The following is a 14,140-nucleotide window of genomic DNA, read 5'->3' as shown; positions in this document are numbered from 1 at the left end:
TTCCTGTAATTATGTTAAAATGGATAAATACAAGAAAACTGTTGAAAGAAGGTGCTGTTACGAAAATTCAGGAATCTGCCGAAAATTATCTGGAAGCAATATTGATGCTGCAAAAGCGGAACGGAAGTGTACGATCCATTGACGTTGCTGGAGAACTGGAATTTTCCAAACCCAGTGTCAGCGTTGCTATGAAAAATTTGCGTGAGAATGGTTTCATTGATGTCGAAGAAAATGGTCATATTATTTTACTAGATAAGGGAAAAGAAATCGCAGAGCGGATGTACGAACGTCACACATTTTTATCTGACTGGCTGATTCAACTTGGAGTGGACAAAAAAATTGCTTTGGATGATGCCTGCCGGATGGAACATGTATTAAGCGCAGAAAGTTTTGCAGCTATGAAAGCTTATGTAAATGGCAGTAATAAAAATTAAAAAAAACGGTAGCTTATGACGATGCAGCAACAGCAAACGTCAATTAGTTACCGTTTTTTTATGAAAATTTTTATTCCTTAAGTTTAAACTTTAACACCTCGTCTTTTAAACTGTGAGCCAATGCATCCATCTCCTCACTGGAGGCGGAAGATTCCTCCGCAGTGGCAGCATTATTCTGAATCACACTAGATACCAGATTGAGTCCTTCTTGGATCTGTTCAATGGATTCCACCTGTTCTTTGGAAGATAGGACGATCTCCTGAATCGTCTGTTCCACAGACTGGGACTTTTGAGCTGCTTCCTTTAAAATCTGGGTGGTTTCCGCAGCAATCTCCTCCCCTTGAGAAACAGTCTGCACCGACTGTACAATCAATTCTGCCGTTTGTTTTGCCGCCTCTGCAGATTTCGCTGCCAGATTCCGAACCTCATCGGCTACCACTGCAAACCCTTTTCCTGCCTCTCCGGCCCTAGCCGACTCGATAGCCGCATTTAATGCTAAAATGTTAGTCTGAAAAGCAATGTCTTCAATTACTTTTGTGATGGATGATATCTGCTCTGAAGCCGCCCCAATCTCACGCATGGCGCCGTCTAGTCTCTGCATCGAAGCATTTCCCTGTTTGATGCCATCTCCTGCTTCTTTTACATAACCCGTTGCCTTTTGTACATGAGCAGCATTCTCCTGCGCCCGGTCCGCCACCCCAGTGATGGCACCATTAAGTTCCTCTACCGTAGCCGCTTGCTCTGTTGCCCCTGCGGAAAGTGATTGAGATGTATCTGCAATCTGACCAGCCCCATCTGCCACCTGCTGAGACGATCTTCGTATACTAAGAAATACATCATTCAAATTCTCAACAATTCCAATAAGAGAACCTTTGACTTTTACAAAATCCCCCTTATACTCCTGCTCCACTAAAACAGTGCAGTCCCCTTTTTCAAGTTGAGTCAATAAGTAAGAGATCTCATTAATATAGCTATTTAACGTATCCACTGTCCTTGCAAATGATCTTGACAAAACCTCCATCTCATCTCCTGTAATTGCTTGAGGTACGGGAGAATGAAGATCTCCGTTCTCTAAGTCCTGAATCCGTTTCACCAGATTCAATATTGGATTCACGATGGGTGTTGCAATTTTAAACGCCAAAGGAACAGATAAAAGAATCATTAGAAACGTCAATCCCGCAGTGATTAAAAAAGATCGATAAAATCCAGCCATCATCTCTGTCCGTACGGTTGCAACTCCTATGGACCAGCCGTCAGTACCGGGTATGGGTGCATAACCAATGGTCAGGGACTTTCCTCCATTAGGAATGGTCTGAATCCCTGGTTTGCCTGCAATCATTATTTTGGTTTTTTCTGCAATTTTCTCATAGTGGCTGTCTGTCTTAGCCATCTCTATGTAGTTGGTCTGTTTGGTCACCATCTTTTTGTCTTTATGAGCTATGATTTTACCAGTCCTGTCTAGGATAAAACCATATCCTGAATCCCCGACAGAGACCCCGTCTATCATACTGCTAAATGTATTGGAATCTATAAATCCAGCTACAATACCGTTATAATGGCTATTGTTGATCTTTGTCGCAATCACCATAATCGTCTTACCCAAACTTTCTGAATAAAGTGTAGTTGAAATACAGGTTTCCCCATTGATTGCCTGCTTAAAATATTCTCTCTGACTCACATCCTCCCCATTGGAGTCAATTCCATCGGCATCTGCTGTGATTAACTGGATAAATCTATATTCACCTGCCAATTCTGAGAGAGTTTCCTTTCTCTGTGGCTGGCTTGTCTTCTGATCGGTAATGCTCGTGTATCGGGCAATGGATTCGATCTTAATCTTGTAGAGTTCAATTGCATTCTGAACGGTCTGGCTGTAAGCCGCGGAACATTCATTTAACCTGACTTCCATATTGTTTTTCTCACCTTGATAAAACAAATAACTGTTCACCAGCCCAAATACTATAGAAATTGACACCGTCAGGCTGAGGATTCCAAAAAGAAATGTCTTTTTAATGGATCGTTTTTTACTTTTGCTTCCTTTTTTCTTCTCTTCCTTCTGCAATCCCTTCATCTTATTTCGAAACAATCCTGCCACAGTTATATCCCCCACTTTTCTCTTGTAAACCAAACCAACTATTTGCAAGTTTTTTGTATTATATTAATAATTATTATAGCTCGAATTTCCATATTTTGTCAATTAATAACAAAGTATTTGTCTTAATGCCAGGATGTGGGAATAATTGGAATGTTGCATGATTCTGAAAAAGACATATAATTAAAAATTATAAGTAAAGGAGTTTTAACATGCCAAGAAGAGGTGAAAATGTGTACAAACGAAAAGATGGAAGATGGGAAGGAAGAACCCTAAAACAAAATGGGAAATATCAGTATTTCTACTCCCAAAGCTATAAAGGGGTTAAGGAGAAAATGAAGAATTATAAGGAAGTCCATGACTTTCGGAAAAAAAAATCCTCCGCAGAGTCAAGAGATCCAGTATTTTTACTGGAAGCATGGCTTGTGGAAGTTTCTCAAAGAATCAAACCCTCTACATACGAAAGCTATTATCGCAGTATAAACAATTATGTGATCCCGTTTTTTAAGGAAGAAAAATATCCTAAGATTAATGAAGATTCCGTTCTTCGTTTCGTCAAAACCATGTTGGACAATCAAAGACTTGCCGATTCCTCAAAAAAGAAACATTTAACGATTTTTAAGATTGCACTCAAAGAGATCTTAAAAGAAGCGCCTGAATCTTATTCTGCAATCGAATTAATTCGATATCCCAAGCCCCAGGACAAAGAAGTTTCTGTCTTTTCCATGAGTGATCAAAAACAAATTGAACAAGTTACAAGAAATTACAAAGATGACCGGGCACTAGGGATATTGCTCTGCTTCTATACCGGACTGCGTCTTGGGGAATTGTGTGCACTTCAGCAAAAAGATATTGACATGGAAACCGGAACTTTAACTGTTTCCCGTACCGTTTCCCGCATCCGGCATTTTGAAGAAAGCAAAACTAAAACTTCCTTGGCTGTAGGAACTCCAAAAAGCAAAAAATCATTTCGTAAGATTCCTCTTCCTAAATTTTTACTGGACTTAATCAGAGAAAGCAGTCTTTATAATTCCAATCCGGATTTTTACTTGTTTTCCAGTTCCTCGGCGCCCTTTGACCCTAGAAACTTTCAGAAGCTTTATAAGCGAATTTTAAAGGATGCCCAGGTCAAGGATCGCAAATTTCATGCCATTCGGCATACCTTTGCCACACGTGCCTTGGAATTAGGTGTCGATATTAAAACCATCAGTGAATTGCTTGGGCACTCCACGGTATCTATTACCCTCAATGTTTATGCCCATTCTCTCATGGAACAAAAGAAAGCAGCCATAGAAAAGTTTAATACAATGTACCATCTAAATACGGAATCCAGCCAGTAACCTGTTTCTGACAACTCTAATTAACGGTCAGACATTGCCATACCTGTTTCGTACACTCTTACGGAATTGCGAACTTTCTTCGCATTATAAAGAGCCAGATCGGAATAGATAAAAAACTGGGCGGCATCGGATTCTCTGTCATATTCAGAGAGTCCAATGCTAACGGATCGTCTTTGACTTTATCACTAAGGTTTCTACAATTATTGTTATAAAATTAATACCGGATGGAATAACGATAAATTTTAGAATATAAACTTTTAGCGTTGCATGTAACAGATTTTTCTCGAAGGCCTCCAAATCGGCATTAAGTAAGCTGCCGAAGCCTTCCCATCGCAATGGTGTCATAAAAAGATCCATCGGATAGTCGTTTGTCCTTTCTAATCAATCCCTCTACTTCAAATCCAAGTTCAAGATAGAGAGAAATGGCTTTTTTGTTGGTCTCCAATACACTTAATTCAATCTTTTCCAGTCCAATTTTATCTGCCCAAGAAATCGTGCATTCCAATAATTTCCTCCCCATCTGATGTCCCCAAAATTCCTTGCACACACACACTCCGAATTCCGCTTTGTGCTTCATCCGTTTTAAAGTATTCCCTTCACATCTAGAAAATCCTGCCAGAACACCCTCCACTTCTACGACCAAAAATATGTGATTTTCTGCTTTGCTGTCTTCTTTAATCAGCTCTTTAAACTTTTCTTCATCAAAACACCCTTCTCCTGACTCCCGGTCCATATTCTCGGTCTCTCCATCGATTAACAACAAAATCCTTGACAACTCCTTGGCATCTGTTTCCTTGGCTGACCGAATGCAATAACACAGCCCTTTTATCTCATGTTTCTCTGAGTCTAATTTCATACATTACCTCCTTTTAGTTTATACTCTCTATATACACACCATAGCCATACAATTTGTTTCATTATGATACAATGTATGGTATGATGAATTATTTGTCATCATACAGTCAAAATTAGTATAGCATATCAGACTTCATATATGGCGTAAAACGTAATTTTTTCTTCCATCATTTTTCCTGCAATCGGTTATCTTCTGCAACCTTAAGAATAAGAGAGAGAATCCCAGTAACAGGATTCTCTCTCTTTTCAATCCAAGTACTAGTAAGAGAGCTACAGCATACGTCTTGTTTTTCTTATAACCGTTTATGCACTATTAAAATTATACACGATTTATCCGTGGTTTTAAAGATATATTTGTAAAAGAAAGCATATATTGAGAATAGAATACTTTGCTATTTAGGAGACAAATATGGAGCAAGCCAATTTAGATATTCGGGAAAACTATATAGAATATGGAAACTTTATACAAGTCAATTATGCCTTAGTGGAAGAGGTGTATACACCTAACAGTAGGACTGGTTACCTACTGATTTCGTATGACTTACCAGGAGAAAAAGAGATGACCTTTCAGGAACTTGTGCAGTTAAACGTTGATTGGAATACCATTCTCATCAACCAATATGGCGATTCCATCAGTTTATGCAGTATTATAAAAGGAGATCGGGTCAATGCTACTTTCTCCAAATTAATGACGAGGAGCATTCCTCCCCAGTCGAATGCTTACCGAATCATTGCGCTCATGGGATCCCCTTCATTCCGTGTTACAACCGGACGAATACTTATGATTGATTCAGCCAGAAATGTACTTTACACTGAAAATCCCTATAACAGCAGTGATCAAATGCGTTTCACAATCTCTAGTGCAACAAATATCGTAAATTATAATGGAAACCAGATGCAGCTTACCCAGTTAAAGCCCGGTGAGATGGTACGGGTGGAACATGCCAATTTTCAGACCGCCAGCATTCCTCCCCAAACCACAGCTTTTCTCATTGAACAGCTTCGCCCATAAAAAACAGCCGGCAATCCTCAAAATCCCTCCTTGGGATAAAAGTAATTAACCGGCCGCATATGCGATACTATGTTTTAATATTTGATTGCTTCTTTTGTTAATCTACATCAAACCCTCTGCCAATGATGCTATTGCTTCTGCTTGCACAGATGAAACTGTCATCTTGAAAGGCTTTCACATATTCTCTGATGGCAATCAATTCCTGCTGATTTACCACCGCCTGAATTAACATTTTCTTCTTCACGTTGGTGGTATCCATTCCCTGAATAAATGTTGCACCTCTATTTAATTCATTGCGGATAAACTGGGTGATCTCCAGATACTGATCCGACATAATATTTACATTGTAATACTTTTCAAATCCAATGATTAACTTATCCGTAACTAGACTTTGTACAAAAGTACAGATGAGGGAGTATATGATCATAGTAAGATCCCCATAAATGATAGACGAACAGATTACAACTGTATTAAGAACCAGATAATAGGTCCCAATAGAAATCCCCTTCTTCTCTTTTAGGTACAATGCAACAATGGATTCCGGTCCATTGGCAACTCGCTGCTTCATAATAATTCCGCCTGCGATTCCACCAACAACACCTCCGCTTACGGCTGCTGCGATTGGGTCGGTGTGCAACTGTGGTATGACTTTATCTACAATCCCTACATAGAATGTGAACATGAAATAACTAAATGCAGCGTAAAATATCTGCGTTTTATTATAACGGAAGAATGCCCACAAAAAAATCGGCATTGCCATAGCAATCAAGAGCATCTGTACATTCGCTCCGGTTAATCGATTGATAACCGTTGCCATTCCCCCAATTCCAGTTGCCACCAGATTGTTCGCATTCAAAATTTGACAATATGCAATCGCAGATATGATCTGTCCTACTGCAATCCAAATCAATTTTTTTTTCATTATTATTCCCCTCATATACGTATTTGTATCTGATCCGTTCATTCCTTCGATGTCCCAAATACCTTTGTACCGAGATTTATTATATCCATATCATTCTCGTTAAGCAACTACATTTATTTTCCATTTTCCTGTAAATTATCTGTTTATAACCATGTTATAATTTTTTTCTCAAAAATAAACAGCAAAAAACCGCCAGATGTGTGAAATCAACCTGACGGTTTCAAAATTAAATATCTATTAATCCACATTTCTCTGGAAATCTATGTTAGTTTTCAACAAAATCTCCTCTTTTTTCAACCACAGAGTAACCGACTGAGGAAACACGGTTCCTCAGGCAAACATTACATTCAGCAGCTTCTTCCCCAGTACAGATCTTATTATCATACAGGGAATATTTCTTTCTCACACCAACTGGGGATAAATTGGGCATAAGGACATTGGAACCAGCTAATATCCCTTTTTCTCTTCCTTTTGGATCCAAGGTTCCAAGCGCTGTGGTTGCTGGCAATAATACATTGGGCAGCATCAACCTTATGATACCGATTAGGAACAGGGTCAATTCCATACTTCCAGCTTTAAAGTCTTTAAAAGGAGTGTCCTTATGAGGAATAAACGGTCCGATCCCTACCATGTGAGGGGATAGCTCTTTTATAAATTTCAAATCTTCTGCCAGACAACGGGTCGTCTGATAAGGAGATCCCACCATAAATCCTGTTCCCACCTGATAACCAATCTTTTTTAAGGTCCAGAGACATTCTTTTCTAGTTTTTAAGGATAAGGATTCTGGATGAAGTTTATGATAATGCGCTTCATTGGCCGTCTCGTGACGAAGGAGATAGCGATTGGCACCTGCTTCATAATAAGCTCGATATTGTTCCTCACTTTTTTCTCCAATGGAGAGGGTAATGGCACAGTCTGGATACCCTTTACGGATTGTCTTTATTATATCTGTCATGATTTCATCGGTATAGGAAAGATCTTCTCCCCCCTGTAGTACAAAGGTCCGAAATCCCAATTCATATCCATTCTGACAACAAGCTAGAATCTCTTCTTTGCTCAACCGGTACCGGCTTGCATTCTGGTTGCTGCTCCTAATTCCACAGTAGATGCAGTCGTTCTTACAGTAATTGGTAAATTCAATCAGCCCTCTAATATAAATCTCTTTCTCAAAATGTTCTTCGCTGTTCTTTCTTGCCAGGGAAAATAAGTACTCACTGGATTTCGTATCATAAGAATCAATTAGTGTTCTATATTCATCCAATGTCAGATCATGTGTCTGATACAGTTTATCAATTAAGTCTTTCATCAATTTTAAGCTCCTTTTTGCCTTTATATTATCACGTAATGATCGATTTTAATTTGTAAATTTAAGGTTAAAATTCATTTTGGCTCAGTTTATTATAGATAAGACTGATCAGAAAGCAAAGTCCGCCTCCTGCGATCAATCCTGCCACCCGCGTTATCGAGTTTTCCTGATGCAGATCTATTATTATAAATTTCACTACCATCAAGATAGCCAGTGCCAGTCCGCATGGACGAATCCCCTTCGCCTTCCACCTAAAACCGGCGGTTATAATTCCGATTGCGATCAAAAGCCCCAATATGCTATAAACCGGAGACGCAAAGGTAAGGTTCGAAAAGGAGTAAAGCACAACCCAGGAAAACAGTATGTATTTGATGCAGATCCAGATTCCTCCAAGTAGGAGTTTGTGTCCTTCTTCTTTAAGGATTTCACGGCTTTGAATTCCTGCAATTACCAGCGTTAATCCAGTAAAGAGAAGTTTATATCCGGCTTGAATTTCCATTGTCACTCCTACCACTCCTACGATATACAGTATCGTGGAAATCAGATAAAAAATCACTTGCATACATGTGTCTTTATAAAGTTCTTTATTCCAGCTCCAAAAAACAAACTTGGGATCCTTCCAGTTTTTAAAATATCCCCATCTTACCAGTCCACATAGGACTAGCACTGCCAACACAAAACCGTAAGGGCTGGTACTGCTGCCAATGCTAAAATGGATCCACAAAAACTGGCTGACACATCTTGGAATTGTGAAACTATTTATGATAAGTACAATAAGGCCCAGGGATTTTAACAGATTCGTCTGTGCATACTGCTTCTTTTGAAGGTTATCCCATAATACATAGAACATCAGGCCTATCTGTAAGGCTCCAATCATTATACAGATTAGAATATCGGGTGATCCAAAAGCTAGGAAAAGAGTATCAAATAATAAAATTCCACTGATTAAAAACGGATGGGCAGATCGTTTTAATACTTTTTCGTTGACCACAAGCAACAAGCCAATGAGTACCATTCCTACGGGAACTCCTATCCATTCTGCATTGAGAAATAGCATCGTGATGGCTAGAATTCCACCATAATATCCCCCCAGCCACGGATCTGCTGTTTTGGTGTAACGGGCCGTTAGGAAAAACTGAACTAGATGTACGGAAAAAAATAACAAATAGCAAGTAAGGGGTGTTAATGTCTGTGTCAGATATGCACCTATTAAATAAAGCAGGTGAATTAACGTTAAAATACTTACACCGATTCCAGCCAGGAGATAGACTGGCACCGTATCCCCATCGTTTAACTTCTGATACAACAGATTTAAGAGCAGATAAATTAAAACGAGAACCAACGTCTGATAAACGTATCCCGTTAAAAGTGGCGGATAGCTTAGCAATCCGTCTAGATAGCAGCCAAACAGAATCGTAACATTACTTACCGCTGCCAGTATAATACTGATCAGGAATCGAATTCTAGGCCCTTTCGCTGTGTACCAAAGCATAACCGCTGAGATACAAAGAGCAAACAGGATCATAACCAGCAGATCTAAGTTACCCTGCATCAGGGTTAGTCCCAAAACCAAAGCAATGTAACTTCCTATGTAAGCAATCATCACGGTAAAAAACTGTTTGGTATATCGGGAGGTCAGAATAAAAAATACAGCCCATAATCCGGCAAGAAGGAGGGAGAGCTGGCTGCCAATTATATGAAAGGCAAGATTGGCTGATAATATGGAAATAAAGAGCAACCCGGCTCCTGTACCGAGAATTATGGAGGAGATTGCATTCTTCCTGATCCGAATGGTTTTAAAGCCAACACCTGTCAAAATCAGACCAATGGCCGTTAAGATTGATAGTTTAAACCCTGGTGTCATCCGGTTCCATACCAGTCCGATAAAAGAGATCGCTCCTATGAAGATAAGTAAAGATGCCATCCCACCAATTATATATTTCCCAACCAGTGTTTCCTTATCACTCCCAGCTGGGTTCTTAGCTGCTATCAAACTCTGTTTTGTGATCCCTGGCGGTAAAGTCTGCACCGGTGATTCCGGTCTAACCATCGTTACATGATTCGGTTTTGCGTTTAACGGTGTTCTATTGGTATCTGCCTGTTGTTTGTTTATAATGGATTCCAGAAGCGTAATCCGTTGTTCTAGTTCCGTAATTCTTTCTTCTGCTGTTTTCATACTTCCCCCTTCCAATTTTATTTTCTCTTAGTATACCATTGATAAAGATTTCCTGTAAAGAGGTTCATGAAAGTTGACATAAAAACGAGACACCCCAGTGGAGTGCCTCATCTTATGGAATCTATTTATATCCTTTAATTAGTCCATTTTAGCAGTTGCATAGATACGGTCTACATTCGGACCTTCTGATCCAGTTGTTACTAGTTTGAATGAATTCATATTTACAATCATATCTACTGGAATTACTTTTTCTCCCCAGCTCTCCCAACTTCCAGTTGCATCAAATGCCACATTGTTTGCTACCTTTGTCCCATTGACATACACATCTAAATACCGTGATCCAGACTCCAGTGCATAGCGTACGGTTATATTCTTGGTTCCCTGTAAGGCACAGTAAACATTGTTCCATTCAATGGATGACCCTGACTGTGAATTAAAATTAACATATCCACTTCCAGTATAACCATTATAAAGACTCTCTACCGTTGCATCTTTTAGTGTAGCATTGGTTTCAGCTTCGTAGTATGTTCCGCTCCCAGATCCATTTTTCAAATCTGCTACATATGTAGTAACGCTCTGTGCCGGAAGCTGAGAGGTAAAGGAATTATTGGATACTTTACTCGTTCCTGACGATGCCATATTTCTTCTGCCGTCAGTCACCCAGGAGGAAAAGGAATCTGCTGTTCCATTCTGTAGCACAAAATTCTGGTTTACCACAGTGTTGCCTTTATTAATTGCTACGATTACTATTTTATTATCCCCTATGTAAGCTGAAGTATAGACATTATTAGAGGGTTTTTTTGTCGCATCGACTCTCACATATCCAGGACGGACAAATTTGGAAAAATGGGCCATATTATAGCCTCGTTTGCTAATGGTTCCATCTTCTTTTAAAGGACTATAATTTCTACGAATAAACCACCATACATAAGCCTGGAAATTGCCTTCTGTCATTGCACTATGAATATGATAAGAAACCTCCAATGCTTCTGGCCAGGAATCTGCTGAGTTTGCATTGCTGTTTGGATAATAAACTTCTGTCATCCAAAGCCCTTTTCCAGCCCCTTTTTGTTCAAACAGAGGATAAGGAAAATTTCGAACCTGTGTCCCATAGAGATGGGCACCTAAAATATCCATATTGGCAAGTGCCTGCGGATCATTTAAAATAGGATCAGAAATATTCTTTAAGTACTGAAAAGATTCCGGTGCGATCACACGACAGTTGATGCCACCCGCATAGTTTTTCATGAAATCAAGTACTTCCTGAGGCGTCCACCAAGTCCATTCATTTGCATAATCTGGTTCATTCTGAACTGAGATGGCATATAAATCAACTCCATTGTCCTTCATATATTTGACAAAATTGTTTAAATGTCTAACATAGTCTCCATATTTATCGTGGCGAAGCCGCTTAGCCGAGGAATTGCCATTTTTGTAAAAGTTTTCTGTCATACTTGCAGGAGGATTCCAGGGAGATGCAAAAACAATCGCACCATTTGCCACTGCTGCTTTTGCCGTATCAAGCTCCTTATACCAGTTTGCCTGATTCTCATCAACATGAATTCTCAATATCGTAAATCCCAGATCCCCAGCTCCATTTCGGAAGGTTGTATTTCTCTGTTGCGGTGTTAAATCAGATGTCCAGACGGGGTGGTTCATTCCACCAAATCCCTGTATGGTTTGTTTCCTAGCCGTCAAGTTAATTACCACACTGTTGGCTGCGCCGGCATCGAATGTAAATGGTGTATTTAAAAACATTGACAATAAAAGCACACCAGTCATTAAAAATCCAAATATTTTTTTTAAACGTTTCATTTTGTCATCCTCTCCTTTATCAAAGGTCAAAATTAGGGGCTGCATTCATGTTATCAATATTAGGACCTTCCTCACCGGTCGTTTCTATCCGTAAAACATTATCTCCCTCTGTCAAAGGGACCTGAACGGTTATTTCTCTCCAGTTTGTCCAGCTTCCGGTTGCAGGAAATTCAACACTTTTTATTTTATTTCCATTTACATATAGATCTAGATTTCTAGTTCCCGATTCCAGTGCATAACGAAATGTTATATTCTTGGTACCACTAATTGTACAAAGAACCTTATTCCACTGAATGGATGCACCCGAATATGCGTTAAAGTTGACATAACCTTCTCCCGTATATCCAGTGTACAAACTTTCCACCGCTGAATTAACCAGTGTGGTGTCTCGTTCCGCTTCATACGTTGTTCCTTGATAGGAGCCTCCTCCTTCGTCTTTGGAGAACTGCCAGGATTCGAACTGAAAGAGTTGCTGATTGCCGTTGCCACGGAACACAAAGAATACATTATGAACTCCAGTCGCATTGCTTATGGTTGTTTGAACTTCTCTAAAATTACGATCCCCCCCTGTATTTGGAACATCAACGGCACCTACAAGTCTGCCATTTTCTTTGTCCAGATGAATTTCGATTTTACCACCTACAGAAGATGCCACGTTTGCCTTAAAGCTTTTCGCTCCCTCTGATCCAAAGTCTGCATTCCCAACTGCAATAAAGTCTCCATTATGGATGTTTGTTACTTGCTGATTGCTCACTGGACCACCACTTGCAGATGTATTTTCAGTTAAAATCCCCCGATTCCAAGCAATTGTTTCCGCTTCTACTCTTTCATATGGATTTAAATTTGCCAATTGAGATATACCATTATAATCAGCCTTTACTTCCTGAATGGAACCATCTCCATTGTAAGCCAGTTTATTAATATGAGGAGAGCGATATCCTTTGCCTGATCCATATTTCACCTGACTAACCACCTGTGTATGATAAGCAACATACCACTGGTTATTTAACTGGAATACCGAATGATGGTTATTACCACCTGACGGGAAGAAATTTCCTGGGTTTTTCAGAAAATGTCCTTTGTATGAAAACGGCCCCATAGGGTTGTTGCTGGTCATGTAACCAATCTCTCCCTTTGGTGTGTCCCAAGGGTGATTGCCGTTAAAATTAATACAATAGGAATAGTAATAAACCCCTTTATATTTATGAATGCCGGAATCCTCAAACATATAGGGTGCATCAATGGTTTTTGCAGCGCCTTGTACGCTGGTCATATCGTTTCCTAGTTTTAAGACTCTGGCAGTTTTTGGATTTGCAATCTGCCACTGAGATGGGTTTTTATCTCCTGGAATTCCACCACCACAATAAAGATAACCGCTTCCATCATCATCTACCAAAACCGCCGGATCAAACATCCACACAACACCAGACATCCCTGGCGTACTACCTGAGACCAAGGCTTTTCCTAATGGATCTTTCCATGGACCCGTGGGACTGTCTGCAGTCAGAACACCAATTCCTGCGCCACTGTTGGCAAAATACAGAAAGAACTTATCTTTTCCATTTATCTTTTTAACAGCTGCGGCTGGAGCCCAAGACCCCCATGCCCATTTGGCGATTCCCCTGCCACCATTAAGACCATTGGCACCAGCCACCGGAACAGCTCCGTGATCCGTCCAGTTTACCATATCAGAAGATGATATGATATATACCTGATTTAAGTTCGCAAACGAGTTATCTTTTATACTACCGTTTTGATTGTATTCATATTGATCACTAGATAGATAAAGATAAACTCTGCCATTGAATGAAAGTGCAGCTGGATCTGCACCCAAATGATGATCAATCAATGGATTGGATCTCCCAACTTCCTTCACAACGGTATTGCTGTCTGCGTATGTCGTTCCCCCCATAATAAAACTAGATAATATTAATGCTCCCAATAAAATAATACCTCTCCGCTTTTTCATTGTAAAACCTCCTTAAACGATGATATACTGCATATACAACTCGTCCTATTAATTTGCTCAAATAAGTACAAAAAACTAGGCACCCCTTAATGAGCTGCATAAAAACAGTATATGTTAAAATAAAACAGTGGATTTTTCAGGTGAATCACCAAGAAAGTCATGTAGAGCCTGCGAATAGTCTCGTTCGTGTTAGTGAATGTCATCATGCAAGAAATTAACTAA

At 39.7% G+C, this 14,140-nt stretch carries 10 protein-coding genes; 3 read left to right on the top strand and 7 right to left on the bottom strand.

The genetic code is table 11. From position 1 onward, the window contains the following. Positions 1-11 precede the first annotated feature (11 nt). A complete protein-coding gene (locus EFT72_RS01705; RefSeq protein WP_124065092.1) occupies positions 12-434 on the top strand; it encodes a metal-dependent transcriptional regulator in 423 nt (140 codons plus the stop codon). Positions 435-504: 70 nt separating this feature from the next. On the opposite strand, the gene EFT72_RS01700 is transcribed toward EFT72_RS01705, so the two are convergent. Further along, positions 505-2,526 carry a methyl-accepting chemotaxis protein gene (locus EFT72_RS01700; RefSeq protein WP_124065091.1) on the bottom strand — a complete coding sequence of 674 codons (2,022 nt, stop codon included), beginning with the start codon at positions 2,524-2,526 and terminating at the stop codon, positions 505-507. Positions 2,527-2,735: 209 nt separating this feature from the next. Between EFT72_RS01700 and EFT72_RS01695 the strand changes: the two genes are divergently transcribed. Continuing rightward, the gene (locus tag EFT72_RS01695; protein WP_124065090.1) at positions 2,736-3,863 is read left to right on the top strand and encodes a site-specific integrase; all 1,128 of its coding nucleotides are present in this window, start codon (positions 2,736-2,738) and stop codon (positions 3,861-3,863) included. A gap of 304 nt (positions 3,864-4,167) precedes the next feature. Here the strand turns inward: EFT72_RS01695 and EFT72_RS01690 are convergent, their stop codons facing one another. Further along, positions 4,168-4,719, bottom strand: coding sequence for a GNAT family N-acetyltransferase (locus EFT72_RS01690; RefSeq protein WP_124065089.1), 552 nt, complete (start codon positions 4,717-4,719; stop codon positions 4,168-4,170). 408 nt (positions 4,720-5,127) lie between these two features. Between EFT72_RS01690 and EFT72_RS19600 the strand changes: the two genes are divergently transcribed. Next, positions 5,128-5,730, top strand: a complete 603-nt coding sequence (locus EFT72_RS19600) for a hypothetical protein (RefSeq protein ID WP_243109916.1) — start codon at positions 5,128-5,130, stop codon at positions 5,728-5,730. 97 nt (positions 5,731-5,827) lie between these two features. Here EFT72_RS19600 and EFT72_RS01680 read toward each other — a convergent pair whose 3' ends face one another. From EFT72_RS01680 to EFT72_RS01660, 5 genes are all read right to left on the bottom strand, one after another. Further along, entirely contained in the window at positions 5,828-6,652 is an 825-nt protein-coding gene (locus EFT72_RS01680; RefSeq protein ID WP_164473041.1) for a YitT family protein, read from the bottom strand. A 265-nt stretch (positions 6,653-6,917) separates the two neighbouring features. Continuing rightward, on the bottom strand, positions 6,918-7,958 hold the full coding sequence (hydE, locus tag EFT72_RS01675) for a [FeFe] hydrogenase H-cluster radical SAM maturase HydE (protein WP_124065087.1): 1,041 nt from the start codon (positions 7,956-7,958) through the stop codon (positions 6,918-6,920). Positions 7,959-8,025: 67 nt separating this feature from the next. Then, complete coding sequence (locus EFT72_RS01670; RefSeq protein WP_124065086.1) at positions 8,026-10,134, bottom strand: DUF2339 domain-containing protein; 2,109 nt, start codon at positions 10,132-10,134, stop codon at positions 8,026-8,028. Between the two features lie 138 nt (positions 10,135-10,272). Next, positions 10,273-11,916: a carbohydrate-binding protein gene (locus EFT72_RS01665; protein WP_243109922.1), complete on the bottom strand. Its 1,644-nt coding sequence runs from the start codon at positions 11,914-11,916 to the stop codon at positions 10,273-10,275. 52 nt (positions 11,917-11,968) lie between these two features. Beyond that, positions 11,969-13,918 (bottom strand): carbohydrate-binding protein, encoded by a 1,950-nt coding sequence (locus EFT72_RS01660; RefSeq protein WP_124065084.1) that lies wholly within the window; start codon positions 13,916-13,918, stop codon positions 11,969-11,971. Positions 13,919-14,140 lie beyond the last annotated feature (222 nt).

Origin of the sequence: Clostridium sp. E02 (genome assembly GCF_003833015.1) — a bacterium.
Classification (GTDB): Bacteria; Bacillota; Clostridia; order Lachnospirales; family Lachnospiraceae; genus Lacrimispora.
The sequence above is the reverse complement of the archived record's forward strand: the minus strand, read 5'-3'. Positions and strand labels throughout refer to the sequence as shown.

Excerpts from the sequence above, each read along its gene's own strand:
- EFT72_RS01705 (WP_124065092.1), top strand. The coding sequence starts at position 12 with ATGTTAAAATGGATAAATACAAGAAAACTGTTGAAAGAAGGTGCTGTT.
- EFT72_RS01695 (WP_124065090.1), top strand. The coding sequence starts at position 2,736 with ATGCCAAGAAGAGGTGAAAATGTGTACAAACGAAAAGATGGAAGATGG.
- EFT72_RS01690 (WP_124065089.1), bottom strand. The coding sequence starts at position 4,719 with ATGAAATTAGACTCAGAGAAACATGAGATAAAAGGGCTGTGTTATTGC.
- EFT72_RS19600 (WP_243109916.1), top strand. The coding sequence starts at position 5,128 with ATGGAGCAAGCCAATTTAGATATTCGGGAAAACTATATAGAATATGGA.
- EFT72_RS01680 (WP_164473041.1), bottom strand. The coding sequence starts at position 6,652 with ATGAAAAAAAAATTGATTTGGATTGCAGTAGGACAGATCATATCTGCG.
- hydE (WP_124065087.1), bottom strand. The coding sequence starts at position 7,958 with ATGAAAGACTTAATTGATAAACTGTATCAGACACATGATCTGACATTG.
- EFT72_RS01670 (WP_124065086.1), bottom strand. The coding sequence starts at position 10,134 with ATGAAAACAGCAGAAGAAAGAATTACGGAACTAGAACAACGGATTACG.
- EFT72_RS01665 (WP_243109922.1), bottom strand. The coding sequence starts at position 11,916 with ATGACTGGTGTGCTTTTATTGTCAATGTTTTTAAATACACCATTTACA.
- EFT72_RS01660 (WP_124065084.1), bottom strand. The coding sequence starts at position 13,918 with ATGAAAAAGCGGAGAGGTATTATTTTATTGGGAGCATTAATATTATCT.